At 73.1% G+C, this 20,432-nt stretch carries 23 protein-coding genes; 12 read left to right on the forward strand and 11 right to left on the reverse strand.

Annotated features, from left to right (window positions below; all coding sequences use genetic code 11):
- Positions 1 to 10: 10 nt before the first annotated feature.
- Positions 11 to 727: a TetR/AcrR family transcriptional regulator gene (locus tag HF577_RS04175; RefSeq protein ID WP_169394384.1), complete on the reverse strand. Its 717-nt coding sequence runs from the start codon at positions 725 to 727 to the stop codon at positions 11 to 13.
- 92 nt (positions 728 to 819) lie between these two features.
- On the opposite strand from HF577_RS04175, the gene HF577_RS04180 reads away from it, so the two are divergent.
- Both HF577_RS04180 and HF577_RS04185 read left to right on the forward strand, forming a co-directional pair.
- Positions 820 to 1,683: an NmrA family NAD(P)-binding protein gene (locus HF577_RS04180; RefSeq protein WP_169394385.1), complete on the forward strand. Its 864-nt coding sequence runs from the start codon at positions 820 to 822 to the stop codon at positions 1,681 to 1,683.
- Between the two features lie 122 nt (positions 1,684 to 1,805).
- The gene (locus HF577_RS04185; protein WP_169394386.1) at positions 1,806 to 3,167 is read left to right on the forward strand and encodes an FAD-binding oxidoreductase; all 1,362 of its coding nucleotides are present in this window, start codon (positions 1,806 to 1,808) and stop codon (positions 3,165 to 3,167) included.
- Positions 3,168 to 3,179: 12 nt separating this feature from the next.
- On the opposite strand, the gene HF577_RS04190 is transcribed toward HF577_RS04185, so the two are convergent.
- From HF577_RS04190 to HF577_RS04200, 3 genes are all read right to left on the reverse strand, one after another.
- Positions 3,180 to 4,193 carry a DUF6454 family protein gene (locus HF577_RS04190; protein WP_169394387.1) on the reverse strand — a complete coding sequence of 338 codons (1,014 nt, stop codon included), beginning with the start codon at positions 4,191 to 4,193 and terminating at the stop codon, positions 3,180 to 3,182.
- Between the two features lie 158 nt (positions 4,194 to 4,351).
- Positions 4,352 to 4,570 (reverse strand): FmdB family zinc ribbon protein, encoded by a 219-nt coding sequence (locus tag HF577_RS04195; protein ID WP_169394388.1) that lies wholly within the window; start codon positions 4,568 to 4,570, stop codon positions 4,352 to 4,354.
- A 31-nt stretch (positions 4,571 to 4,601) separates the two neighbouring features.
- On the reverse strand, positions 4,602 to 5,234 hold the full coding sequence (locus HF577_RS04200; RefSeq protein ID WP_169394389.1) for a TetR/AcrR family transcriptional regulator: 633 nt from the start codon (positions 5,232 to 5,234) through the stop codon (positions 4,602 to 4,604).
- 70 nt (positions 5,235 to 5,304) lie between these two features.
- On the opposite strand from HF577_RS04200, the gene HF577_RS04205 reads away from it, so the two are divergent.
- Complete coding sequence (locus tag HF577_RS04205; protein ID WP_211173774.1) at positions 5,305 to 6,156, forward strand: alpha/beta fold hydrolase; 852 nt, start codon at positions 5,305 to 5,307, stop codon at positions 6,154 to 6,156.
- 16 nt (positions 6,157 to 6,172) lie between these two features.
- Here HF577_RS04205 and glgX read toward each other — a convergent pair whose 3' ends face one another.
- Entirely contained in the window at positions 6,173 to 8,176 is a 2,004-nt protein-coding gene (gene glgX / locus HF577_RS04210; RefSeq protein ID WP_169394390.1) for a glycogen debranching protein GlgX, read from the reverse strand.
- Positions 8,177 to 8,331: 155 nt separating this feature from the next.
- Between glgX and HF577_RS04215 the strand changes: the two genes are divergently transcribed.
- The 7 genes from HF577_RS04215 to HF577_RS04240 all read left to right on the forward strand — a co-directional run bounded on the left by HF577_RS04215 (position 8,332) and on the right by HF577_RS04240 (position 13,582).
- Positions 8,332 to 9,096, forward strand: coding sequence for an ABC transporter ATP-binding protein (locus HF577_RS04215; RefSeq protein ID WP_169394442.1), 765 nt, complete (start codon positions 8,332 to 8,334; stop codon positions 9,094 to 9,096).
- A gap of 106 nt (positions 9,097 to 9,202) precedes the next feature.
- Complete coding sequence (locus HF577_RS04220) at positions 9,203 to 9,982, forward strand: enoyl-CoA hydratase/isomerase family protein (protein ID WP_169394391.1); 780 nt, start codon at positions 9,203 to 9,205, stop codon at positions 9,980 to 9,982.
- A gap of 25 nt (positions 9,983 to 10,007) precedes the next feature.
- Positions 10,008 to 10,964, forward strand: a complete 957-nt coding sequence (locus HF577_RS04225; RefSeq protein ID WP_169394392.1) for a class I SAM-dependent methyltransferase — start codon at positions 10,008 to 10,010, stop codon at positions 10,962 to 10,964.
- Positions 10,965 to 11,006: 42 nt separating this feature from the next.
- Complete coding sequence (locus tag HF577_RS37890) at positions 11,007 to 11,687, forward strand: DUF5931 domain-containing protein (protein ID WP_312858935.1); 681 nt, start codon at positions 11,007 to 11,009, stop codon at positions 11,685 to 11,687.
- Positions 11,638 to 12,159, forward strand: a complete 522-nt coding sequence (locus HF577_RS37895; protein WP_312858936.1) for an ATP-binding protein — start codon at positions 11,638 to 11,640, stop codon at positions 12,157 to 12,159. Before HF577_RS37890 ends, HF577_RS37895 begins: the two co-directional genes overlap by 50 nt.
- Positions 12,156 to 12,821 carry a response regulator gene (locus HF577_RS04235; RefSeq protein ID WP_169394393.1) on the forward strand — a complete coding sequence of 222 codons (666 nt, stop codon included), beginning with the start codon at positions 12,156 to 12,158 and terminating at the stop codon, positions 12,819 to 12,821. The genes HF577_RS37895 and HF577_RS04235 overlap by 4 nt, the downstream gene beginning before the upstream one ends.
- A gap of 86 nt (positions 12,822 to 12,907) precedes the next feature.
- Positions 12,908 to 13,582, forward strand: coding sequence for a response regulator transcription factor (locus tag HF577_RS04240; RefSeq protein WP_169394394.1), 675 nt, complete (start codon positions 12,908 to 12,910; stop codon positions 13,580 to 13,582).
- Between the two features lie 9 nt (positions 13,583 to 13,591).
- On the opposite strand, the gene HF577_RS04245 is transcribed toward HF577_RS04240, so the two are convergent.
- From HF577_RS04245 to HF577_RS04255, 3 genes are read right to left on the reverse strand one after another with little or no spacing between them, the layout of a single operon-like run.
- Entirely contained in the window at positions 13,592 to 14,521 is a 930-nt protein-coding gene (locus HF577_RS04245; protein ID WP_312858937.1) for a nucleoside hydrolase, read from the reverse strand.
- Positions 14,518 to 15,354 carry a ribokinase gene (locus HF577_RS04250; RefSeq protein ID WP_169394395.1) on the reverse strand — a complete coding sequence of 279 codons (837 nt, stop codon included), beginning with the start codon at positions 15,352 to 15,354 and terminating at the stop codon, positions 14,518 to 14,520. Before HF577_RS04250 ends, HF577_RS04245 begins: the two co-directional genes overlap by 4 nt.
- Before the next feature lie 43 nt (positions 15,355 to 15,397).
- The gene (locus HF577_RS04255; protein WP_169394396.1) at positions 15,398 to 15,649 is read right to left on the reverse strand and encodes a hypothetical protein; all 252 of its coding nucleotides are present in this window, start codon (positions 15,647 to 15,649) and stop codon (positions 15,398 to 15,400) included.
- Between the two features lie 57 nt (positions 15,650 to 15,706).
- Here HF577_RS04255 and HF577_RS04260 point away from each other — a divergent pair, with 57 nt between their 5' ends.
- Both HF577_RS04260 and HF577_RS04265 read left to right on the forward strand, forming a co-directional pair.
- Positions 15,707 to 16,483, forward strand: a complete 777-nt coding sequence (locus HF577_RS04260; protein ID WP_169394397.1) for an acyltransferase — start codon at positions 15,707 to 15,709, stop codon at positions 16,481 to 16,483.
- A 107-nt stretch (positions 16,484 to 16,590) separates the two neighbouring features.
- Complete coding sequence (locus tag HF577_RS04265; RefSeq protein ID WP_169394398.1) at positions 16,591 to 16,749, forward strand: hypothetical protein; 159 nt, start codon at positions 16,591 to 16,593, stop codon at positions 16,747 to 16,749.
- Here HF577_RS04265 and HF577_RS04270 read toward each other — a convergent pair.
- From HF577_RS04270 to HF577_RS04280, 3 genes are all read right to left on the reverse strand, one after another.
- Positions 16,727 to 18,019: a glycosyltransferase family 4 protein gene (locus HF577_RS04270; protein WP_169394399.1), complete on the reverse strand. Its 1,293-nt coding sequence runs from the start codon at positions 18,017 to 18,019 to the stop codon at positions 16,727 to 16,729. The genes HF577_RS04265 and HF577_RS04270 overlap by 23 nt on opposite strands.
- Positions 18,020 to 18,139: 120 nt before the next feature.
- Positions 18,140 to 19,642, reverse strand: coding sequence for a 1,4-alpha-glucan branching protein domain-containing protein (locus tag HF577_RS04275; protein ID WP_246265757.1), 1,503 nt, complete (start codon positions 19,640 to 19,642; stop codon positions 18,140 to 18,142).
- Entirely contained in the window at positions 19,639 to 20,403 is a 765-nt protein-coding gene (locus tag HF577_RS04280; protein WP_169394400.1) for a class I SAM-dependent methyltransferase, read from the reverse strand. Before HF577_RS04280 ends, HF577_RS04275 begins: the two co-directional genes overlap by 4 nt.
- Positions 20,404 to 20,432: the final 29 nt, after the last annotated feature.

Consider the following 20,432-nt stretch of genomic DNA (forward strand, 5'->3'; position numbering starts at 1 on the left):
CCGGTGGAGCTCAGCTGCCGGAGGTGAGGCGGTCCAGCCACTCCCTCAGTAGCTGCGTCTCCGCGGCGCTCAGGGTCGTCTGTTCGGGCAGTGCGGCGCGCAGGGCGCGGGCGGCGCCGGCCGCGCCCGCGTCCGTGACGGCCGGCTCCTGGGTGGTTACGGCCGCAACCATGGATTCGCGGAGAATGGTCAACAGGGCCCGGTTGCGCCGGTCTTCGGGCAGGGACAGCCAGGTGAGGACCGCGCCGCGTCCGGTGGCGTGGACGAGCGTGACCGCAAGTTCCTCGTCGACGCGGAGCCAGCCGCCGGCGGCGAGGTGTCGGATGCGGCCCCTCAGGATCTCCATGCCGGCCTTGAAGGCGGTCGATGTGGCGCCGGCGGGCTCGCTGTACATCAGCGTGTAGAGGGCGGGATTGGTAAGGCCGAACTCGACCGCCAGGTCCCAGGCGGCCCTCAGGTCCTCGATGGGGTCCTGCGGGTGGGGGTCGACGTGCTTGGTCGCGAGGAACGCGGCGAAGCCGTGCTCGGCGAGGGCTTCGAGCAGCCCGTCCTTGTCGCCGAACAGGCGGTAGATGGCCGGCGCCTGCATGCCGGCCGCGGCCGCGACCGCACGGGTGGTGACCGCGTCGCGCCCATCGCGCGCCAGCAGTTCGGCGGCGGCCTCGATGACGCGCTGTCGGGCCTGCTCGCGGCCCATGGCTGTGGTGTCGGAGTCGACGGGGGGCATGGTATCGACGATACCCCAGGCTTGCTTCCACCGTTAGTATCGGTGTTACGCTAGTTTCGATTCCACTGGAACTAGCTCGCTGGAGCGCGCAAATGATCATCGTGACCGGAGCCACCGGACTGCTCGGCCGCCAGATCGTCGAACAGCTGTTGACCCGCGTGCCGGCGGACCAGATCGGCCTCAGCGTCCGCGACCCGAAGAAGGCGCAAGCGTTCGCCGGACAAGGCGTACGGGTGCGCCAGGGCAGCTTCACCGACGCCGGCAGCCTGGCTCACGCGTTCGAAGGGGCCACCCAGGTGCTCATCGTCTCCGTCGACAAGATGGGCGAGGAGGCTGTGCGGCAGCACCGTGCCGCGATCGACGGGGCCGTCACGGCGGGCGCCCGCCGCGTCCTCTACACCAGCCACATGGGCGCCAGCGCCTCGTCGCACTTCCAGGCCTGCCGCGACCACGCCGCCACCGAGGAAGCACTGCGCGCCTGCGGCGTGCCGTTCACCTCGCTGCGTAACGGCTTCTACGCCGCCAGTGCGGTGCAGTTCCTGGGCCACGCCATGCAGTCCGGCGAGGTCGTCCTCCCCGCGGACGGGCCGGTCAGCTGGACCGCGCACGCCGACCTCGCCGCGGCAGCCGCCGCCATCCTGGCGGATGAAGGCCGCTTCGAGGGCCCCACGCCGTCACTCACCGCGGCACAGGCGCTCACCTTCGACGACATCGCCCGCATCGCCGGCGACGTCACGGGCCGCACGATCACCAGGACCACCGCGCCCGACGACCAGTTCCGCGAACAGCTGGTGAGCCACGGCGTCCCCGCCGAGTCGGCAGACCAGCTGCTCGGCATCTTCGCCGCCAGCCGCGCCGCCGAGTTCGCCGCCGTCGACCCGACGCTGGCCGGCTTGCTCGGCCGCGAACCCACCACCGTGGGCACGGTGCTGCGCGAACAGCTGCGCAGCGACTGACCGGGTGGCTCGGCGCCGCATGCCGTAGGCGGGCAAATCGTGGAATGGCGACATTCTCGCGAAACTCCCGGTGAAATGAATCGACCCATGAACCGGTGGAGGCGCGGGGTAGCGTCGGTTCAATGCCGGATGATTTCACTGCACGGGCATTATCGGCGGCCGAGAAACTGGGTCCCCTGCTCAAGGGTCACGTTCTCCTGCCCGCCGACAGCGGGTACGACCACGCCCGCGAGATATGGAACGGTGGCGTCGAGCATCGGCCCGCGTTGTTCGTGATGTGCGAGAGCACCGAGGACGTGCAGGCGGCGGTGCGCGCGGCCCGCGCCTGCGGCCTGCCTCTCTCGGTGCGCGTCGGCGGCCACGACTGGGCCGGCAGGGCCCTGCGGCACGAGGGCCTCGTGATCGACCTGACCAGGATGAATGTCGTCCAGATCGACGCAGGCACCCGGGTCGCCGTCGTGGCGGGTGGCGCGACGTCCGCCGACCTCGCCGGCGCTGCCGCCGACCACGGGCTCGCCGCGGTGCTCGGCACGGTCAGCATGGTCGGCGTCGCCGGGTTCACCCTGGCCGGCGGCTACAGCCCGCTGAGCCCCCGCTACGGCCTCGCCCTCGACAACCTGGTCGGGGTCGAGGTCGTGCTCGCCGACGGCGCCGTGGTCACCGCCGACGAGTCCCACAACACCGACCTGTTCTGGGCGCTGCGCGGTGGCGGGGGCAACGTCGGAGTGGTCACCTCGATGCGGATCCGGCTCCATCCGGTCCGCACCGTGCTCTCCGGGCCCATCGTGTTCCCGTGGTCGCAGGCGGAAGCGGTGCTGCGCGGCCACGCCGAGCTGGCGGCATCGGCACCCGACGAGCTCGGCGTGGTGGGCGCCATCTCCTCGGCGCCGGGGGGCACCCCGGCGCTGCTGCTCGCGCCGGTCTGGTCCGGCGACCCGGCGGAGGGCGAGCGCGTGCTGGCCCGGTTCGCGGCGCTGGGTGACCCGGTGGTCCACGAGGTGCGGCCGATGCCGTTCCTGGACACCTTCGCCCCGGCCGACGCGCGGGTGGTGAACGGCCGCCACATCGACTTCCGCACGCGGTCGCTGGCCGACCTGCGGCCCGAGGCCGTCGCCGCCATCGTCGCGGCGGTCGACGCGCGGTCGTCGGAGCTGTCCGTGATCTCCTGGCAGTACCTGCGCGGCGCCGCGGCGCGGGTGCCGGTGGCCGCCACCGCGTTCGCGCAGCGCAGCGACCACTTCATGATGCAGATCATCGCCACCTGGGATCCGTCGCAGGACCCGGCGCCCCACGAGGCCTGGGCCGACGGGCTGAGCCGGGCACTGGCCCCGTACTCCCTGCCCGGCGGCTATCCCAACGTGCTCGGGCCGGAGGCCGCCGACCAGATCGCGGAGGCCTACGGCGCCAACCTGCCCCGCCTGCAGCGGCTGAAGCGGGAGCTCGACCCGGACGGGGTCTTCTCCGCGACGCCGCTCCCGGTCTGAACCGGGCGGTGGTCAGCTCCGCTTCGGGACCTTTGCCTGCCAGGTGTAGATCTGGGTGCCTGCGCTCTCCTCGCCGTTGTCCGGGGCCGCCCACATCGTGATGCCGTCCCCGTCGGCGCTGAGCTTCAGCGGGTTGCGGGTCATGACATGACCGGCCGCGGACCACTGCTGGAACGGGAACTCGTTGACGACGGCGTGCGTCCGCAGGTCGAGCAGCGCGATTCCGCCGAGCTCGTAGGTGGCTTTCGCGCCGCCCGCGGTCGGCGTCTGGGGGAGGTTCGTGATGCCTCCGCAGGCCATCTTTCCCTTGGGGACGTACTGGCAGTCCTGGAAGTCCACCAGGTTCTCCGGGTTCTTCCAGGTGGTGACGGGCTTGCCGCTCGGCGTCCACTCGTAGAACGTGCGCGAGCCCCAGTTGTTGCCCACGAGGTGACCGGTCGAGGCGTCGTAGACGATGCCACCGATGTGGTCGTCGACCGTGAACGCCCGGGTGACCTCGAGGGTCCGGATGTCCACGCGGTCGATCTCGGCCGTGCTGCCCGGCCGGTACTGCGCCACGGGCACCCACAGGTCGTTGCCGTGCAGGTCGATGCCGCCCGGGTGGTAGACGTCGCCGTGGCCGAGGACGACGTCCTTGAGGAGCTTCCCGGTGCGGTCGATGACGAACAGGTGACCGACGCCCTTGCCGGGCGTTCGGTCGAACCCGTCGACGGGCGCGGGGTAGGTCTGGGTGGGTTCGATGATCTGTGTCGAGCTGAGGTAGAACCGGTCGGCCGTGACGACGAGACCTTCCGGGTGGTAGGTCGGGAAGTTCAGCTTCACCGTCGACAGCTGCGTCCACGCCGTCGACCGGTCCACGGCCGCGAGGTCCGACGCCAGGTCGCCGCCGGAGTCACCGGCAGAGCTCGCGGGGCCCGGGCCCGGGCTCGGCGCCGCAGCGGCGCCGCCCGCGCCGGGGAGAAGTGCCAGGACCGCGAGTACCGCGGCAGCGGCCCCCCGTCCGAACAGACGCGAACGCCGACCCATGAACGCCTACCTCTCCCGCTGCCATCGCTGTGCCGCGACCGCCCGGGCCGCGGCTGGAGAAGTTAGTGATCGATACCGGCTTTGCGCCCGATGCCAGATGAACGGGACCGGACAACCACCAGAACTCACGCGCGGGACGTTCGACGGGGGCGGCGCGCTCAGCCGCCGCAGCAGCCGCCTCCGCAGCACCCGCCGCCTGCGCGGGCGGGCGCGGCCTGCGAGCCGGCGCTCAGGCCGCCCACGGCGACGGTGGTGAGCAGCTTGACCGTGTCGTCGTGGCCCGCGGGGCAGCGGGCGGGGTCGCTCGCAGCGCTCATCGGACGGCTGACCTCGAAGGTCGAGCCACAGTCGCGGCAGCGGAAGTCGTAGCGGGGCACGCGGGCAGCGTAACCACTGCGACGGGTGCGGTCAGCCGCTCGACGCCGCCTCGTCGGCGGGCGCGCTCACGTCCGGGCGAGCGGCGAGCCCGGCGAGCGCGGTGTCCACGGCGCGGGCGAGCCGTTGGGGGTCCGGATCGGACTTGACCAGTACCTGGAGGCCCTCGAGCAGCATCGTGAGCATGGCGGCCGAGGCCGGCAGGTCCAGCCCGGGCGCCACCTCGCCCTCCTGGGACGCCTTGCGCAGGCCCTGCAGGAACCCGTCCTCGACGAGCGCGAGGATCTCCGCGAGACGCGCGGCCACGGCCGCGTCACCGGGGAGCCGCTCGCCTGCCGTGTTGGCGATCAGGCAGCCGCGCGGAGCCGGTTGCTGCCGGGCCGCGAGGTCGAGGTAGCCCACGAGCACCGCCCGGATCCGCGGCAGGACGGGTCCCCCCGCCAGCAGGAAGGGGGCCAGCGTCCGGGTCTGCGAGTCGCGGTAGTGCTCGAGGGAACGCAGGAAGATCGCCTGCTTGTCGCCGAAGGCCCGGTAGAGGCTGCCCGGGTGCAGGCCGACGTGCGCGGTCAGGTCGGTGTAGGAGGTGGCCTCGTACCCCTGGGTCCAGAAGATCTCCATGGCGCGCTCGACGACGTCCGTCTCGTCGAAGCTGCGTCGGCGTGGCACCGGTGCAGCCTAGTTCATGTTGAGTGATCGTTCACGAACGTGCTAGGAATGTGAACCACTGTTCAACTACGTGGGGAGCGACATGCTCGACGGGTTCGAGGACGGCTACGCCGAGGTCAACGGGATCCGGCTGCACTACGTCGTCGGTGGCGAGGGCGCGCCGCTGGTGCTGCTGCCCGGGTGGCCCAGGACGTGGTGGCAGTTCCACAAGGTCATGCCGATCCTGGCGCGGCGGTACCGCGTGATCGCCGTCGACCTGCGGGGCATGGGGGGGTCGGACAAGCCCGACGGCGGCTACGACAAGAAGACGATGGCCTCGGACGTCCACGAGCTCGTGCGCTCCCTCGGCCACGACCGGGTCTTCATAGCCGGTGAGGACATCGGCTCGATGGTGGCGTTCAGCTTCGCGGCGAACCACCCCGAGGCGACCACGAAGCTGGCCCTCTGGGAACCCGGACACCCGGACGAGTCGTTCCGCTCGTTCCCGCTGCTGCCCACCGCGGCCGGACCCAACCTGTGGTGGTTCGCCTTCAACCAGGTCGAGGGCCTTCCCGAGAAGCTGCTCGCCGGTCGGTTCCGCCTGGTCGTGGACTGGCTGATCGACTACATGGGCACCCCGCCGGACGCGATCGACGAGCGCAGCCGGGCCGTCTACGCCGAGGCATACGACCAGCCGGGCGCCGTCCGGGCGGCCAACCGCTGGTACCAGGCGTTCCACGACGACATCGAGGACGCGAAGAAGTACCCGGTGCTCGGGATGCCGGTGCTGGGAATGGGCGGGATCTACTTCCCCTTCGTCAAGGCGCTCACCGAGGGACGGGCGTCGGACACCCGCTTCGTCGAGTTCCCGGGCGCGGGCCACTACCTGTCGGAGGAACGGCCCGAGGACCTCGCCCGCGAGCTGACGGCCTTCTTCGGCTGAGCGGGGCCTGCCGCGGTCAGGCGCGCAGGAGCAGCAGCGACCGGGGCGGCAGGGTGATGGTCGTGCTGCTGGGGAGCGGGCGCCCGCTCACCGGGACCCCGTCCGGCCGGGTGCTGTCCAGCACGGGCGTGTACGGGCCCCCCTTGGGCAGCGTCGCGGCCAGTGCCGGGTCGCCGGCGTGCAGGAACAGCAGCCACTCCCCACGCAGCAGGCCGAGGCTGTGCAGATGGCCGTCGTGCCAGTCGTGCCCACCCATCCGGCGCCCCGACGGGTGCCACCAGAGCACCTCGCCGTCCCGGTAGAAGCGGTCCCGGTGCAGCGCGGGGGAGCTGCGCCGGATCTCCGCCACCCGTGCGGTGAACGCGGAGAGCGAGTCCGCCCCCGCCCCGCCCGTCCAGTCGACCCACGACGTCTCGTCGTCGAGGCAGTAGGCGTTGTTGTTGCCCCGCTGGGTGCGCCACAGCTCGTCGCCGCCGAGCAGCATCGGGGTGCCCGTCGACAGCAGCAGCGTGGCGAGCATCGCGCGGGCCGTGGCCAGCCGCCGGGAGACGAGCACCGGCGAGGACGTCTCGCCCTCGACGCCGAAGTTCTGGGACCGGTTGTCGTCGGTGCCGTCGCGGTTGTGCTCGCCGTTGGCCTCGTTGTGCTTGCGCTCGTAGGACACCAGGTCGCGCAGGGTGAACCCGTCGTGGGCGGTGACGAAGTTGACCGACGCCCACGGGCGGCGGCCGGACAGCCGGTACAGGTCCGAGCTGCCTGTCAGCCGGGACGCGACCTCGCCGATGCCGCCGTGGCCGCGCCAGAAGTCACGGACCGCGTCGCGGTATCGGCCGTTCCACTCCGACCAGGCCACACCGAAACCGCCGACGCGGTAGCCCTCGCCGGTGGCGTCCCACGGCTCGGCGATGAGCTTCACCCGGGACAGCACCGGGTCGACCGAGATCGCGGTCAGCAGGGCCGAGTGCGGGTCGAACGCCCCCGAGCGCGGCCTGCCGAGCACGCTCGCGAGGTCGATGCGGAAGCCGTCGACGCCGAAGACGGTGACCCAGTGCCGCATCGCGTCGCACACCAGCCGGATCACGGTGGGCGAGCCGGCGTCGAGCGTGTTGCCGGTGCCGGTGATGTCGGCGTCATGGCCGTTGCCGCCCAGCGAGTAGTACGCGGGCGCGTCGAGACCGCGGTAGGACAGCGTGGTGCCCCCGACCCCGCCCTCCGCGGTGTGGTTCGGGACGAAGTCGAGGATCACCTCGATGCCCGCGGCGTGCAGCGCGGTCACCATCGCGGTGAACTCCTCGACCTCCGCACCCGGCGTGCTCGCGTACCCCGCGTGCGGGGCGAGGAAGCCGAGCGTGGCGTAGCCCCAGTAGTTGGTCCGGCCGCCCTGCAGCAGCGGTGGCTCCTCGGCGATCGAGGCCACCGGCAGCAGCTCGACGGCGGTGACACCGAGCCTGCTCAGGTGCTCGACCACGGCCGGGTGCGCGAGCCCGAGGTAGGTGCCGCGATGCTCGGGCGGCACCTCGGGATGCAGCTTCGTGTAGCCACGGACGTGCAGCTCGGTGATCACGGTCTCCGACCACGGCACGTCCGGACGGGGGCCGCTCGCGAGGACGTCGGGGGCGCTCACCACCGAGAGCGGCACGTGCCCGAGCGAGTCGACGGTGCTCATCAGGCCCGTCATCGGGTCGTCCACCCAGCCGCGGGCGGCGTACAGATCGGTGACGCGGCCGGTGATCCGCCGCGCGTAGGGGTCGACGAGGATCTTCGCCGGGTTGGCCCGCAGCCCGTCCCACGGCCGGTACGGACCGTGCACGCGGTACCCGTAACGCTGCCCGGGTGTCACCCCGGCGAGGTACCCGTGCCAGACGCCGAACGTGCGTTCCGTGAGCGCGACCCGCTTCTCGGTCAGCCCGTCGTCCGGACCGTCCACGAGACACACTTCTACGGCGTCCGCGCTGGTGGAGGCCACCGCGAAGCGGACCCCGCCGTCGTCGGCATGGGCACCCAGTGGGAAGACCGGCACGATCGGCGAGGATAGGGCCCGTGGCAGCGCCGGGATCGCAATCTGAGTCCTTCCTCACCGCACGCAACCCCCCACTGAGCGTCAGCCCGCGCACCGTCGCTGGAGACGGGGCGCGGACCGACACCGACCTCGACGGCACCGATCTCGTCATCGGGATGGAGGGCGTCGCGGTCCGGCGGGGCACGTCGACGCTGTTGCACGACGTCGACTGGGCCGTGGAGCTCGACGAGCGCTGGGTGGTGCTCGGGCCCAACGGGGCGGGCAAGACCACCCTGCTGCGGCTGGCCGCTGCGGAGCTGCACCCGACTGCGGGCACGGTGGACGTGCTGGGCGAACGGCTGGGTCGGGTCAACGTGTTCGAGCTGCGCACCCGGATCGGCCTCAGCTCGGCCGCGCTCGGGATGCGGGTCCCGGGCGACGAGACGGTGCAGGACGTCGTGGTCAGCGCCGGGTACGGGGTGCTGGGCCGCTGGCGGGAGCAGTACGACACGACCGACACCGAGCGGGCGGCGCAGCTCCTGGACGCCCTGGGGGTCCGCGGCCTGGCCGAGCGGACCTTCGGGACGCTGTCGGAGGGCGAGCGCAAGCGCACCCTGATCGCCAGGGCCCTGATGACCGACCCCGAGCTGCTGCTGCTCGACGAACCCGCCGCCGGGCTCGACCTGGGCGGCCGCGAGGACCTCGTCGGGCGGCTCGCGACCCTGGCCGCCGACCCGGACGCCCCCGCGTCCGTGCTGGTCACCCACCACGTCGAGGAGATCCCCGTCGGCTACAGCCACGGCCTGCTGCTGCGTGAGGGCGGGGTCGTGGCCGCCGGCCTGCTCGACGACGTCCTGACCGACGAGAACCTGACCGCCACCTTCGGCCTCCCGCTGAAGGTGCAGCGCCGCCGTGGCCGCTACACGGCGTGGCTGCGGTAGGAGCCTCCCCGGAAGTTCAGGAAAGCCACTTTCCTGCCCGGAGAGGGCGTGAAAGTGGCTTTCCTGAACCCACGGAGGCCGCAGCCGCTCATCTAGGGTCGGGGCCGTGAGCGAATTCGTGACCCTCGAGGTCGAGTCCGGTGTCGGCACGATCCGGCTGGACCGGCCCCCGATGAACGCGTTCAGCCGGCAGGTGCAGGAGGAGCTGAAAGCCTCTGCCGAGGAGGCCACGCGGCGGGCGGACGTCCGGGCCGTGGTCGTGTACGGCGGGGAGAAGGTGTTCGCGGCGGGCGCCGACATCAAGGAGATGACGGCCATGTCGTACTCCGACGTGGCCCCGGTCGCGCGCAGGCTCTCCGCCTGTTTCGGGGCGATCTCGGAGATCCCGAAGCCGACGGTCGCGGCGATCACCGGCTACGCGCTCGGCGGCGGGATGGAGGTGGCACTCGGCTGTGACCGGCGCGTGTGCGGCGACAACGCGAAGCTCGGCCAGCCGGAGATCCTGCTGGGGATCATCCCCGGCGGCGGTGGCACCCAGCGGATGGCCCGGCTGATCGGGCCGTCGCGGGCGAAGGACCTGATCTTCACCGGCCGGATGGTCGGGGCGGAGGAGGCGCTGGCGATCGGCCTCGTCGACCAGGTCGTGCCGGCCGACGAGGTGTACGCCGCGGCCCGTAGCTGGGCCGAGCAGTTCGCCACCGGTCCGGCCGTGGCGCTGGCGGCGGCCAAGAAGGCGATCGACGGCGGCCTCGACGTCGACCTGCGCAGCGGCCTGGACCTGGAGGCGGAGCTCTTCGCGGCGCTCTTCGCCACCGAGGACCGGACGGCCGGCATGACGTCGTTCGTGGAGAAGGGCCCGGGCAAGGCGACGTTCAGCGGACGCTGAAGCGCGCCCCATATGCTGCCTACCCATGAGTACGGACCCGGCCCCGAACCCGCACGCCACCGCTGAACAGGTGGCGGCTGCCCAGCACGATCGGAAGCTGGCCAACGTCCTCTATCACGACTGGGAGGCGGGCTCGTACGACGACAAGTGGTCGATCTCCTACGACGAGCGCTGCATCACCTACGCCGCCGACCGCTTCCGGCTCGTGGTCGGCGACGGTGGCTGGCCCTACGGGCACGCGCTGGAGCTGGGCTGCGGCACCGGCTTCTTCCTGCTCAACCTCATGCAGGCGGGCGTCGCGAAGCGGGGGTCGGTCACGGACCTCTCGCCGGGCATGGTGCGGGCCGCCCTGCGCAACGCCGGCGGCCTCGGGCTGGACGTCGACGGCCGGGTGGCCGACGCCGAGCGCATCCCGTACGAGGACGAGACGTTCGACCTGGTGGTCGGGCACGCCGTGCTGCACCACATCCCCGACGTCGAGCTCGCGCTGCGCGAGGTGCTGCGGGTGCTGAAGCCGGGCGGCCGGTTCGTGTTCGCCGGGGAGCCCACCACGGTCGGCGACGCCTACGCGCGCCGGCTCGGGGCGCTCACCTGGAAGGCGGCCACGACGATCACGCGGCTGCCCGTCCTGCGGGGGTGGCGGCGCCCGCAGGCGGAGCTGGACGAGTCGTCCCGGGCCGCTGCGCTGGAGGCCGTGGTCGACATCCACACGTTCGACCCGGCCGAGCTCGAGGGCATCGCCCGCCGGGCGGGGGCGGCGGACGCCCGCGTGGTCACCGAGGAGTTCACGGCGGCGATGCTGGGCTGGCCGGTACGGACGTTCGAGGCCGCGGTGCCGCCGGGCAAGCTCGGCATGGGCTGGGCGATGTTCGCCTACCGCTCCTGGCAGCGGCTGTCGTGGCTGGACCAGCGCGTGCTCACCCGCGTCGTGCCGAGGGCGTGGTTCTACAACGCGCTCGTCACGGGTACGAGATCCCGGTAGCTCGCCGATCACCGGGCGCGCCGCGTCGGCCAGGATGGAGCAGTGACGACGCCGACAGCCGCCGACACGGAACAGCCGCTCGCACCGCTGTGGCGCGGCCTGCTGGTCTACCGGGTGCTGGCACTGATGAGCACCTCGGCCGGAGTCCTGTACTCGCTGGACAGCTACGCCCGGCCCGGAGCCGCGGTGGCGGTGCTCGTGGTGATGGCGGTCTGGACGGTGCTCAGCAGCTTCGGTTACTTCGGTGCCCTGCCGGGGCTGCGGGACCGGTGCGGCCCGATCGCGGTGGCCGACATCGGGGTCACCGTCGCGGTGATGGCGACCACCCCCTTCGTGCAGACCCCGGCCCAGTTCCTCGGGGACGCCCCGGTGATGGGGTCGATCTGGACGCCGGGGGCGGTGCTGGCCTGCGCGCTCGTCTACGGGGTGCGCGGCGGGCTCGCGGGAGCCGCGACCGTTTCCCTCGCGCTGGTGGCGTTCCAGGCCCACTGGCGCGACGAGCTGCACGACATCCAGCTGCTCTTTCTCGTCGGCGTGACGATCGGTTTCGCGTCCACGGTGCTGCGGCGCGCCGCCGAGCGGCTGCGCCTCGCTGTGGCCGCCGAGGCCGCGCTCGCCGAACGGGAACGGTTGACGCGCGGTCCACGACGGTGTCCTGCAGGTGCTCGGGTACGTGCGCCGGCGGGGCGCCGAGCTGGGTGGCCCGGCGGGGGAGCTGGGTGAGCTGGCCGGGAAGCAGGAGTTCACGCTGCGCACGTTGCTGACCACCGGGGCCGCGCTCGTCGACGTCAACGGCAGGCGCGACCTCGCAGCGGCCCTGCGGGTGCTCGCCTCCGAGCACGTCAGCGTCTCCACGCCGGCGCACCGGGTCGAGCTGCCCGCGCACGTCGTCGACGAGCTGGTGGCGGTGGCGGCTGCCGCGCTCGCGAACGTCGCGGTGCACGTCGGCCCGCAGGCGCCCGCCTGGGTGTTGCTCGAGGACACCGGTGACGGCGTCCAGATCAGCGTGCGCGACGAGGGGCCCGGCATCCCCGAGGGCAGGCTGGACGCGGCGCAGGCCGAGGGGCGGCTGGGCGTGGCCCGCTCGATGCAGGGCCGGGTGCTCGACCTCGGGGGCACGATCTCCTGCGACACCGGGCCGGGCCGGGGCACGGACTGGACGATCAGGATCCCGCAGCGGAAGGTGCCGGCATGACGGAGGAGAGCGACGCGATCACGGTGATGGTCGTGGACGACCATCCGATCTGGCGGGAGGGCGTGGCCCGGGACCTGACCGAACGCGGGCTGACGGTGGTCGCCACCGCCGCGGACGCGGACGCGGCGGTGCGGATCGCGTTCGCCACCAGGCCGCGTGTGGTGCTGATGGATCTCAACCTCGGCGCGTCGTCGGGAGTGCGGGCGATCGAGGGGATCCTCGGGAAGCTGCCCGAGACCCGGATCCTCGTGCTGTCGGCGAGCGGCGAGCACAGCGACGTGCTGGAGGCGGTGAAGGCCGGGGCCAACGGCTACCTGCTGAAGTCGGCGGGGGCCGACGAGCTGCTCGCGGCGGTCCGGCGTACGGCCGAGGGCTTCCCGGTGTTCACGCCCGGCCTGGCCGGGCTGGTACTGGGGGAGTACCGGCGGCTGGCGGGCGAGCCGGGTGGCACCGGCGGCGAGGCGCCGGTGCTCACGGAACGGGAGACCGAGGTGCTGCGGCTGGTGGCCAAGGGCCTCACGGCCCGCCAGATCGGCGAGCGCCTGGTGCTGTCGCACCGCACGGTGGAGAGCCACGTGCAGAACACGCTGCGGAAGCTGCAGCTGCACAACCGGGCGCAGCTCGTGCGTTACGCCATTGAGCGGGGTCTGGCCGACGGTTGATCACTCGACGTGATCTTCATGCGGCGAACGGGTGGTCCTGCGCGAACGGTTTCCACCCGGCGTAACTCCTTGGGAGGATCCGCCTCATGATCGTGGGCGCCGCGGACGGGCGGGCGGGCAGCGAGGAGGAAGCCGGTCGTCCGGCCACCGCCGTGCTCGTCGGTGAGTTCACGGGCGGCGCGTACCCGGCCTCGGTGCTCGCCCGCTGCGGTGTCGAGCTGCTCGGCACGGTCGGGCCCCGCGACGCCGTGCAACTGGTGTTCGGGCTACGCCCGCAGGTGGTCGTCGTGGATCTCGCCGAGGGTCGGGCCGCACTTGCGGTGATCGGGTCCGTCACCGCGGCGGTCCCGCAGGCCGCTGTCCTCACGCTGACCGCCACCCCCGACCACGCCGCCGTGCTCGCCGCCGTGCAGGCCGGTTCCACCAGCCATCTCGTCGCGCCCGCCTCCGCGGAGGAGCTGGCCGACGCCGTACGCCGCACCGCGGCCGGGCACGCCGTCTTCAGCCCCGGGCTCGCCGACGTGGTGCTGGACGAGGTCGGCAGGCCCGTGGACCCGCAGGAGGGGGCCCGGCGGCTCACCGAGCGGGAGGCCGACGTGCTGCGCCTGGTGGTCGACGGGCTCACCGCCCGCCAGATCGCCACCCGGCTGGTCCTCTCCCCGCGCACGGTGGAGAACCACGTGCAGAACGTGCTGCGCAAGCTGCGGCTGCGCAGCCGCGCCGCACTGGTGCGCTACGCCATCGAGAACGGGCTCGCCTAGGAGCGCACGTCAGCCCAGGCGCGGCAGGCGGGCCAGTATCTCGGCCAGCACGGCCTGCGGGTCGGCGTCGAGGGCGACGTGCACCGGCGCCCCGGGCGCGTCCGGCACGGCGACGGTGGCTCCCCGGGCCGGTCCGAGGTCGCAGGCCACGTGGATCGGGAGAGGGGTGGTCACGAGCGTGCCGGGCACCATCGCCTCCAGCACGGCGAGTGCGTCGTGGAGCGCGACGGCGTCCACGCCGTACCGGGTGCGGTAGGCCGCGTGGTAGTGGCCGACCACTTGCGCGAGCTCCGCGCACCGGGGACCGCCGCCCGCGAGCGCGGCGAGCCAGTCGGCGCTGGCGGTACACCGGTGCGTGAGGTCGAGCGGCACCATCGTCACGGGCACGTCGGTCTGGGTGAACACCCGGTGCGCGGCCTCCGGGTCGGAGTGCACGTTGAACTCGGCGACGCCTCCGGTGTTGCCCGCGCCCAGCGAGCCACCCATCGCGACGATCCGTCCGATCCGCGGTGCCAGCTCCGGATGCACCGCGAGCAGCAGCGCGATGTTGGTCAGCGGCCCGATCGGCACGATCGTCACCGGTTCGGTCGCCGCGGCCAGCACCGACGCCATCAGCCCGACGGCGCCCCGCGGGTCGGGTTCTGCGGCCGGCGCGGGCAGCGCGTCGGCGCGGCCGCCGAGCCCGTCGCCGCCGTGCCACGCCTCGGCGCGCTGGCGCTGCGGGTGCACGAGCGGGCGGTCGGCGCCGACACCGAGCGGCACGCCGGACCGGTCGCAGAGAGCGAGGATCCGCCCGGCGTTCTCCGTGGTCCTCCGCAGCGGCACGTTGCCGAACACGGTGGTCACGGCCAGCACATCGACCTCGGGCGAGGCGAGCGCCAGCATGACGGCCACGGCGTCGTCCACGCCCGGGTCGGTGTCGATGATCAGCGCAGTCACAGGACGGCCGCCAGCTCGGCCGCGGTGGGCAGGGACGGCTGGGCCCCGGGCCGCGTCACGGTCAGCGCCCCGGCCGCGCACGCCCGGCGCAGCGCGTCGGCGTCGGACGCGCCGTCGAGCAGGGCAACCACGAGCGCGGCGGTGAAGGTGTCGCCTGCCGCGGTGCCGTCGACGACCGTGACCGGCGGTGGCGCGGCCCGAGCCACCTCCCGGCCGCCCCGGCGCAGCACGGCGCCGTCGGTCCCGGCGGTGACGGCCACGGCTCCCGCGGCGTCGAGCCCGTCGATCGCGGCGTACTCCGAGGTGTTGACGACCACCAGGTCGACCTGGCGGAGCAGCGCGGGCGGGAGCGCCCGCGCCGGAGCGGCGTTGAGCACCACGAGCCCACCGGCGTGCTCCACCGCGGCCGCCACCGCGGAGTCCGGGATCTCCAGCACGGTGAGGACGGCGTCGGCGCCGCGGACGTCGTCCGGCGTGACCTGCAGGGCGGCGTTGGCGCCCGCGGCGACGACGATCGTGGTCTCACCGGAGTCGTCCACCGTGATCAGCGCGTGCCCGGTGGGGTGCGCGGGCTCCCGACGCAGCCGGTCGAGCCGCACGCCGTCGCGGTGCAGCAGGGCGAGGGCCTCGTCGGCGGCGGGGTCGTCGCCGACCGCGGCCACCAGGGTCACCTCAGCACCGAGCCGCCGCGCCGCGAGCGCCTGGTTGGCACCCTTGCCGCCGGGCACCCGCTGCAGGTCGCCCGCGGCGAGCGTCTCGCCGGGAGCGGGCAGCCGGGGGACCCGGGCCACGAGGTCGAGGTTGACGCTGCCGACGACCGCGATCCGGGACACCTCGCGGACGATGTCCGATCACGCGCGGCGGCGCAAGAGCACCTCATTCCGACCGGGTCGGCTCGCTCTCGTCATCGTCGTCGAGGTCGTGGTCGGCGCGTTCGGCGGTGCTTCCCTCGCCCCCGCTCGACCGGTCCGGCTCGGCCGGGTCGGATCCGGGGTCGGCGGCGTCGTACGCGCGCTCGTCCTTCGGGCTGGCTCCGGTCGGGTTGTCGACCCGTCGGGAGACGACCCGGTCCTCCTCGGTGCCGGCGGGCGCCTCGGCGCCGACTGTGTGGGAGCTGTCACTGGTCACCTGCGCGACTACCCGGGCGGCGGCGCAGGCGAAACGCGGCAGCCCTATCGTCGGGTCATGACCAGCATGTGGGGCGCTCCCCTGCGTGACCGCTGGGGGCGCGCCCCGCGTCGCGACCCCCGGCAGGCCCGGTTCCTGACGATCGCCTCGCTGCGCTGGGTGATCCGCAACCGCGCCTACACGCCCTGGTACCTGGTCCGGTACTGGCGCCTGCTGCGTTTCCGGCTGGCGAACCCGCACGTGATCCTGCGGGGCATGGTGTTCCTCGGCAGGCGCGTCGAGCTGCACGCCCGCCCCGGGTACGGACGCCTGGAGATCGGCCGGTGGGTGCACATCGGCGACGGCAACTCGCTGCGCTGCCACGAAGGGTCATTGCGCATCGGGGACAAGGTCGTGTTCGGCAAGGACAACACGATCAACTGCTACCTCGACGTGGAGGTCGGGGCGGCCACGATCGTGGCGGACTGGGTGTACGTCACCGACTTCGACCACCGCACGGAGGACGTGCACGTCCCCATCAAGGACCAAGGCATCGTCAAGACCCCGGTCCGGATCGGGCCCGACTGCTGGATCGGGGTGAAGGTGTCGATACTGCGCGGCACCCGGGTCGGGCGTGGCTCGGTGCTGGGGGCGCACGCGGTGGTGCGGGGCGACATCCCGGAGTACTCCGTCGCCGTCGGTGCCCCGGCCAGGGTGGTGCGCAACCGCGTGGCCGACTACGAGGCGGCGGCCGAGCGCAGAGCGGCACTCACCGACATCGCGCGTAAGACGGAAGCGGCCGTCCGGGAGCGTGTGGAGCAAACTTCAGGTAGTGCGTCCACCAAGAAGAGTTAACACAATCTGAATCGATGTGACCTGCCGCAACCTCGGTAACAATGGCGGCCCTTCCCGCGTTGGACAGGGCGTCGGATACAAACCGCCAGCCAGGAAGTGGTGCCCCCATGAAGGACGACACCGTTCGCCGCCTCAACGCACTCGACGACGAGTACACGGCAGCCGTCAACGCTGCCGTCGCCGAGAACCGCGATGACCTCATCCACCAGCTCGTCGAGGAGTACCCCGACGCCGCGCTGGAGATCATGAGCAACGAGGCGGCCTGATCCTCACCCCGGGCGCCGAGCGCCCGAACACGTTGCCGGTCGGGATCTTCGGCCGGCCGAGCTGGGCCGGTGCGCCCGCCGGCGCTGCCGCGTACACCGCAGCGGTCTCGGCGGCGATGCGGGCCCAGTCGAAGTCCACTGCGAGCCGTGCGCGTGCCGTATCGGCTCGCCGCGCTGCCGCCGTCGGGTCGCCGAGCACGGCGCCGACGGCCCGCGCGAGCGCCGCCACATCGCCGGGTGGGAACGACACCCCGGTCACCCCGTCCACCACCACCTCCCCGAGCCCGCCCGCAGTCGACGCCACGAGTGGCGCGCCGCCGGCGGCCGCCTCCAGGGCCACGATCCCGAACGGCTCGTAGCGGCTGGGCAGGACCACGGCGTCGGCAGCGGCGAGCAGCGCCACCAGTTCCTCGTCGGGCAGGTGGCCGAGGAACTCGACGCTCCGCCGTACCCGGTGCGTCCGTGCCGACTGCACGAGCAGGTCCGCCGCGGTTCCGGTGCCGGCGACCAGCACCTTCGTCCCCGGGTGTGCCCGGCGGATCCGCGGGAGCGCCGCGATCAGGTCCTGCACCCCCTTCTCGTACTCGAGCCGCCCGAAGTAGAGCAGGAGCGGCTCCCCGGACGGGGCGTAGCGCTTCCCCGCTGCGGGGACTCTGGCCGGGTCAGCGCGCCAGCGCCGGGGGGCGATCCCGTTGTGCAGCACCTCGACCCGCGCGGGATCCAGCTCGAACAGCTCGGCCACCTCGTCGCGCATCGCGGCCGAACACGTGATCACCTGGTCGGCGCGGTTCGCCAGCCACCACTCCGTGGAATGCACCTGCCGGCTCACGGGTGAGGACAGCCAGCCCGCGTACCGCCCCGCCTCGGTGGCGTGGATCGTGGCGACCAGCGGCACTCCCAGTACGTCGGCCAGCGCGATCGCCGGATGCGCCACGAGCCAGTCGTGGGCGTGCACGACGTCGGGGCGCCACCCGATGAGCCGGGTGAGCGCGGCCCGCAGGAGCGCGTGTCCCATGGCCAGCGTCCAGGCCACCATGTCCCGTTCGAACTCGAGGTGCGCCGGGTCCTCGGCGACGCGCAGCACGCGCACGCCGTTGACGACCTCGTCCTGCGTCGGATGCGTGCTTGCGTCGGTACCGGTGGGCTGGCGCGACAGGACGACGACCTCGTGCCCGGCCGCCGCCAGCTCCGTCGCGAGGGCGTGCACGTGCCGACCCAGGCCCCCGACCACCACCGGTGGGTACTCCCAGGACACCGTCAGCACCCGCATCCCCGGGAAACTACCCGGCGGTAAGTCCGGTGATCCGCCGACCGTGCACACGCCGTGGCCACCGCCCACACGTCCTGACATGTGCACGGTGGCCACGAGGTGTGGACGGTGCGCTCGGGGTCAGAGCGCGCGGGCGTCCACGTGGCCGAAGGGGCGGGCGGGCCAGGACGCGATGCGGCGGGCGGCCTCCGTCCGGCTTCCGTCCGTGAGCAGCCCCGCCAGCTCCTCCACCCGGCCGGCGTGCGCGTACGCGCGGGAACGTGCGTAGTCGGCCGCCGAATCCTTGCTGACCATGAAGGCCCAGTCGCTCGACAGCGCGAGCAGCGCCTCCTGCGCGAGCGCGTCCCGCACCGGGTCGCGGGCCAGGCCCGGTGCGACGGAGCCCAGCAGCGTCTTCTGCACCTGTTCGTTCAGCCCCACGAAGTCGGCGACCTGGTCGCCCGCCCACACGCGCCAGTCCTTCCCCGACCCCCAGGACGACGGCGGCAGCTCGACCGGCCCGCCGACGAGCCCGGCGTCGGCGGCGCCGCGCAGGGTGGTCACCCGCACGCCCGCCTCGGGCAGCGCGCGCAGCACCGCCTCCAGCCAGGCAGGCCCCTCGTGCCACCAGTGCCCGAACAGCTCGGTGTCGAAGGCGGCGACGGTGAGCGCGGGGCGGCCCAGCCGTTCCCGCAGGTTCAGGAGCCGTTCCCGGACGACCGACACGAAGTCGGCGGCGTCGCGAGCCACGGCGGCGGCGGCGCGCGCGGGGTCGTAGGGCTGCTTGTCCTCCGGGGCCACCGACCGCCCCGTGACGCGGGCGGGCTTGAGCCCCGACGGGTGGTCGAACGTGTGGAAGTCGCGGTAGTCGCGGTCGCCCGGATACCCGGAGCGCGGCGACCACACCCGGTAGGTCACCTCCAGGTCGCGGCCGAAGGCGAGCACGTCCGAGCCACCGGCCGGGCGCGCGAGTGCGGTGTCGCCGTGCAGCGCGGGCCCGTCGACGAGGAAGCGCCGCACTCCCGCCGCGGCGTACCCGTGTTCCATGCCCGGCGCATAGCCGCACTCGGGCGCCCAGATGCCGGCAGGCCGCGAGCCGAGCCGGATCGTGGTGTCGGCGAGCCCGGTCTCCAGCGCGAACGCCCGGACCTCGGGCAGCAGCAGCGGGGCGAACGGATGCGTCGCGGGGCCGCCGAGCAGCTCCAGCGCCCCGGCGTCGGCGAGTCGGCGCAGCACCGGCGACGCGCCGTGGCGCCAGCGGGACTCGAACAGCGCGAGAGCCGCGGTGGCGGCGCGGTGTTCGTGGGTGGCCAGATCCGGGAGCCGCGGGGCGGCACCGTGGGCGCGCAGCAGCCAGCCGCCGAGCCAGTCGTGCATGCCACGCAGGCAGTGCGGGTCGTCCAGCTGCGCGGCGAGCACGGGCGTGACCCCGAGCGTCAGCTGGTCACGGAAGCCCTCGGCGGCGAGCCGCTCCACGACGTCGAGCACCGGGAGGTAGGCGTGCGCCCATGCCTGGTAGAGCCACTCCTCCCCGACCGGCCAGCGCCCGTGGTGGGCGAGCCACGGGAGATGACTGTGCAGCACGAGGCAGAACGTCCCCACCGGCTCGCGCTGTGACATTGATTCGCTCGCACGCTCGCTCATGGACGCACCGCGACGGCGACGAGGTCCAGGCTCGCGTCGAGATCGTCCGCGGTGAGCTCGAAGTCGGCGCACGTCACCGAGGAGACGTCGCCGAGCAGGGCCGGGGGCCAGTCCGTACCGCCGACCGCCACCGCGACCTGCGCGCCGACGATCGAACCGCCGTGGCGGGCGTCGAGGGCGCGCAGCCGGGGACCGTGGTGCAGCCCGAGTACCTCGACGCCGGCGAACCCCGCGTCGCGCACGAGCCCGGCCAGCTCCGCAGCGGCCAGCTCCCGGGTGTGGAACGGGTTGAGCGGGGTGTCGCGCCCGGGGGAGAAGGTGATCCGGTTGGGGGTGGAGACGAACAGGGCACCACCGGGCCGCAGCACGCGGTGGCACTCACGCAGGAACCGCTCCTGCTCCCAGAGGTGCTCGATCACCTGCAACGACACCACGGCGTCACAGCCACCGTCGCGCACCGGGAGTGCCACGAGGTTGGCCCGCGCGGAGCCGACTCCCGGGTAGCGCCGGGCCACGTGCGCGGCCGTGGCCGGGTCGTAGTCCAGCGCCAGCACGGCGGCCGCGCCCTCGGCCAGCAGGCCGGCTCCGTAGCCCTCCCCGCACCCCGCCTCCAGCACGACGGCACCCGTGCAGCGCGGGAGCAGCGCCCGGTAGATCACCTCGTGGCGGCGGAACCAGTAGTTCTCCTCGACGATGCCGGGCACGGTGCGCTCGCCGGTCAGCGGCAGGCCGGCCCCCTGATCAGCAACGGCATCACGCATCGACACGCGCACCCGTCGCTCGGTTGTTC

This window comes from Pseudonocardia xinjiangensis (genome assembly GCF_012911925.1).
Classification (GTDB): domain Bacteria; phylum Actinomycetota; class Actinomycetes; order Mycobacteriales; family Pseudonocardiaceae; genus Pseudonocardia; species Pseudonocardia xinjiangensis.

Bases quoted from the DNA above. Each gene is read 5' to 3' on its own strand.
- HF577_RS04265 (WP_169394398.1), top strand. From the start codon at position 16,591: ATGAAGGACGACACCGTTCGCCGCCTCAACGCACTCGACGACGAGTAC.
- HF577_RS04190 (WP_169394387.1), bottom strand. From the start codon at position 4,193: ATGGGTCGGCGTTCGCGTCTGTTCGGACGGGGGGCCGCTGCCGCGGTA.
- HF577_RS04260 (WP_169394397.1), top strand. From the start codon at position 15,707: ATGACCAGCATGTGGGGCGCTCCCCTGCGTGACCGCTGGGGGCGCGCC.
- HF577_RS04225 (WP_169394392.1), top strand. From the start codon at position 10,008: ATGAGTACGGACCCGGCCCCGAACCCGCACGCCACCGCTGAACAGGTG.
- HF577_RS04235 (WP_169394393.1), top strand. From the start codon at position 12,156: ATGACGGAGGAGAGCGACGCGATCACGGTGATGGTCGTGGACGACCAT.
- HF577_RS04180 (WP_169394385.1), top strand. From the start codon at position 820: ATGATCATCGTGACCGGAGCCACCGGACTGCTCGGCCGCCAGATCGTC.
- HF577_RS04280 (WP_169394400.1), bottom strand. From the start codon at position 20,403: ATGCGTGATGCCGTTGCTGATCAGGGGGCCGGCCTGCCGCTGACCGGC.
- HF577_RS04275 (WP_246265757.1), bottom strand. From the start codon at position 19,642: ATGAGCGAGCGTGCGAGCGAATCAATGTCACAGCGCGAGCCGGTGGGG.
- HF577_RS04270 (WP_169394399.1), bottom strand. From the start codon at position 18,019: ATGCGGGTGCTGACGGTGTCCTGGGAGTACCCACCGGTGGTGGTCGGG.
- HF577_RS04240 (WP_169394394.1), top strand. From the start codon at position 12,908: ATGATCGTGGGCGCCGCGGACGGGCGGGCGGGCAGCGAGGAGGAAGCC.
- HF577_RS04175 (WP_169394384.1), bottom strand. From the start codon at position 727: ATGCCCCCCGTCGACTCCGACACCACAGCCATGGGCCGCGAGCAGGCC.
- HF577_RS04185 (WP_169394386.1), top strand. From the start codon at position 1,806: ATGCCGGATGATTTCACTGCACGGGCATTATCGGCGGCCGAGAAACTG.
- HF577_RS04215 (WP_169394442.1), top strand. From the start codon at position 8,332: ATGGAGGGCGTCGCGGTCCGGCGGGGCACGTCGACGCTGTTGCACGAC.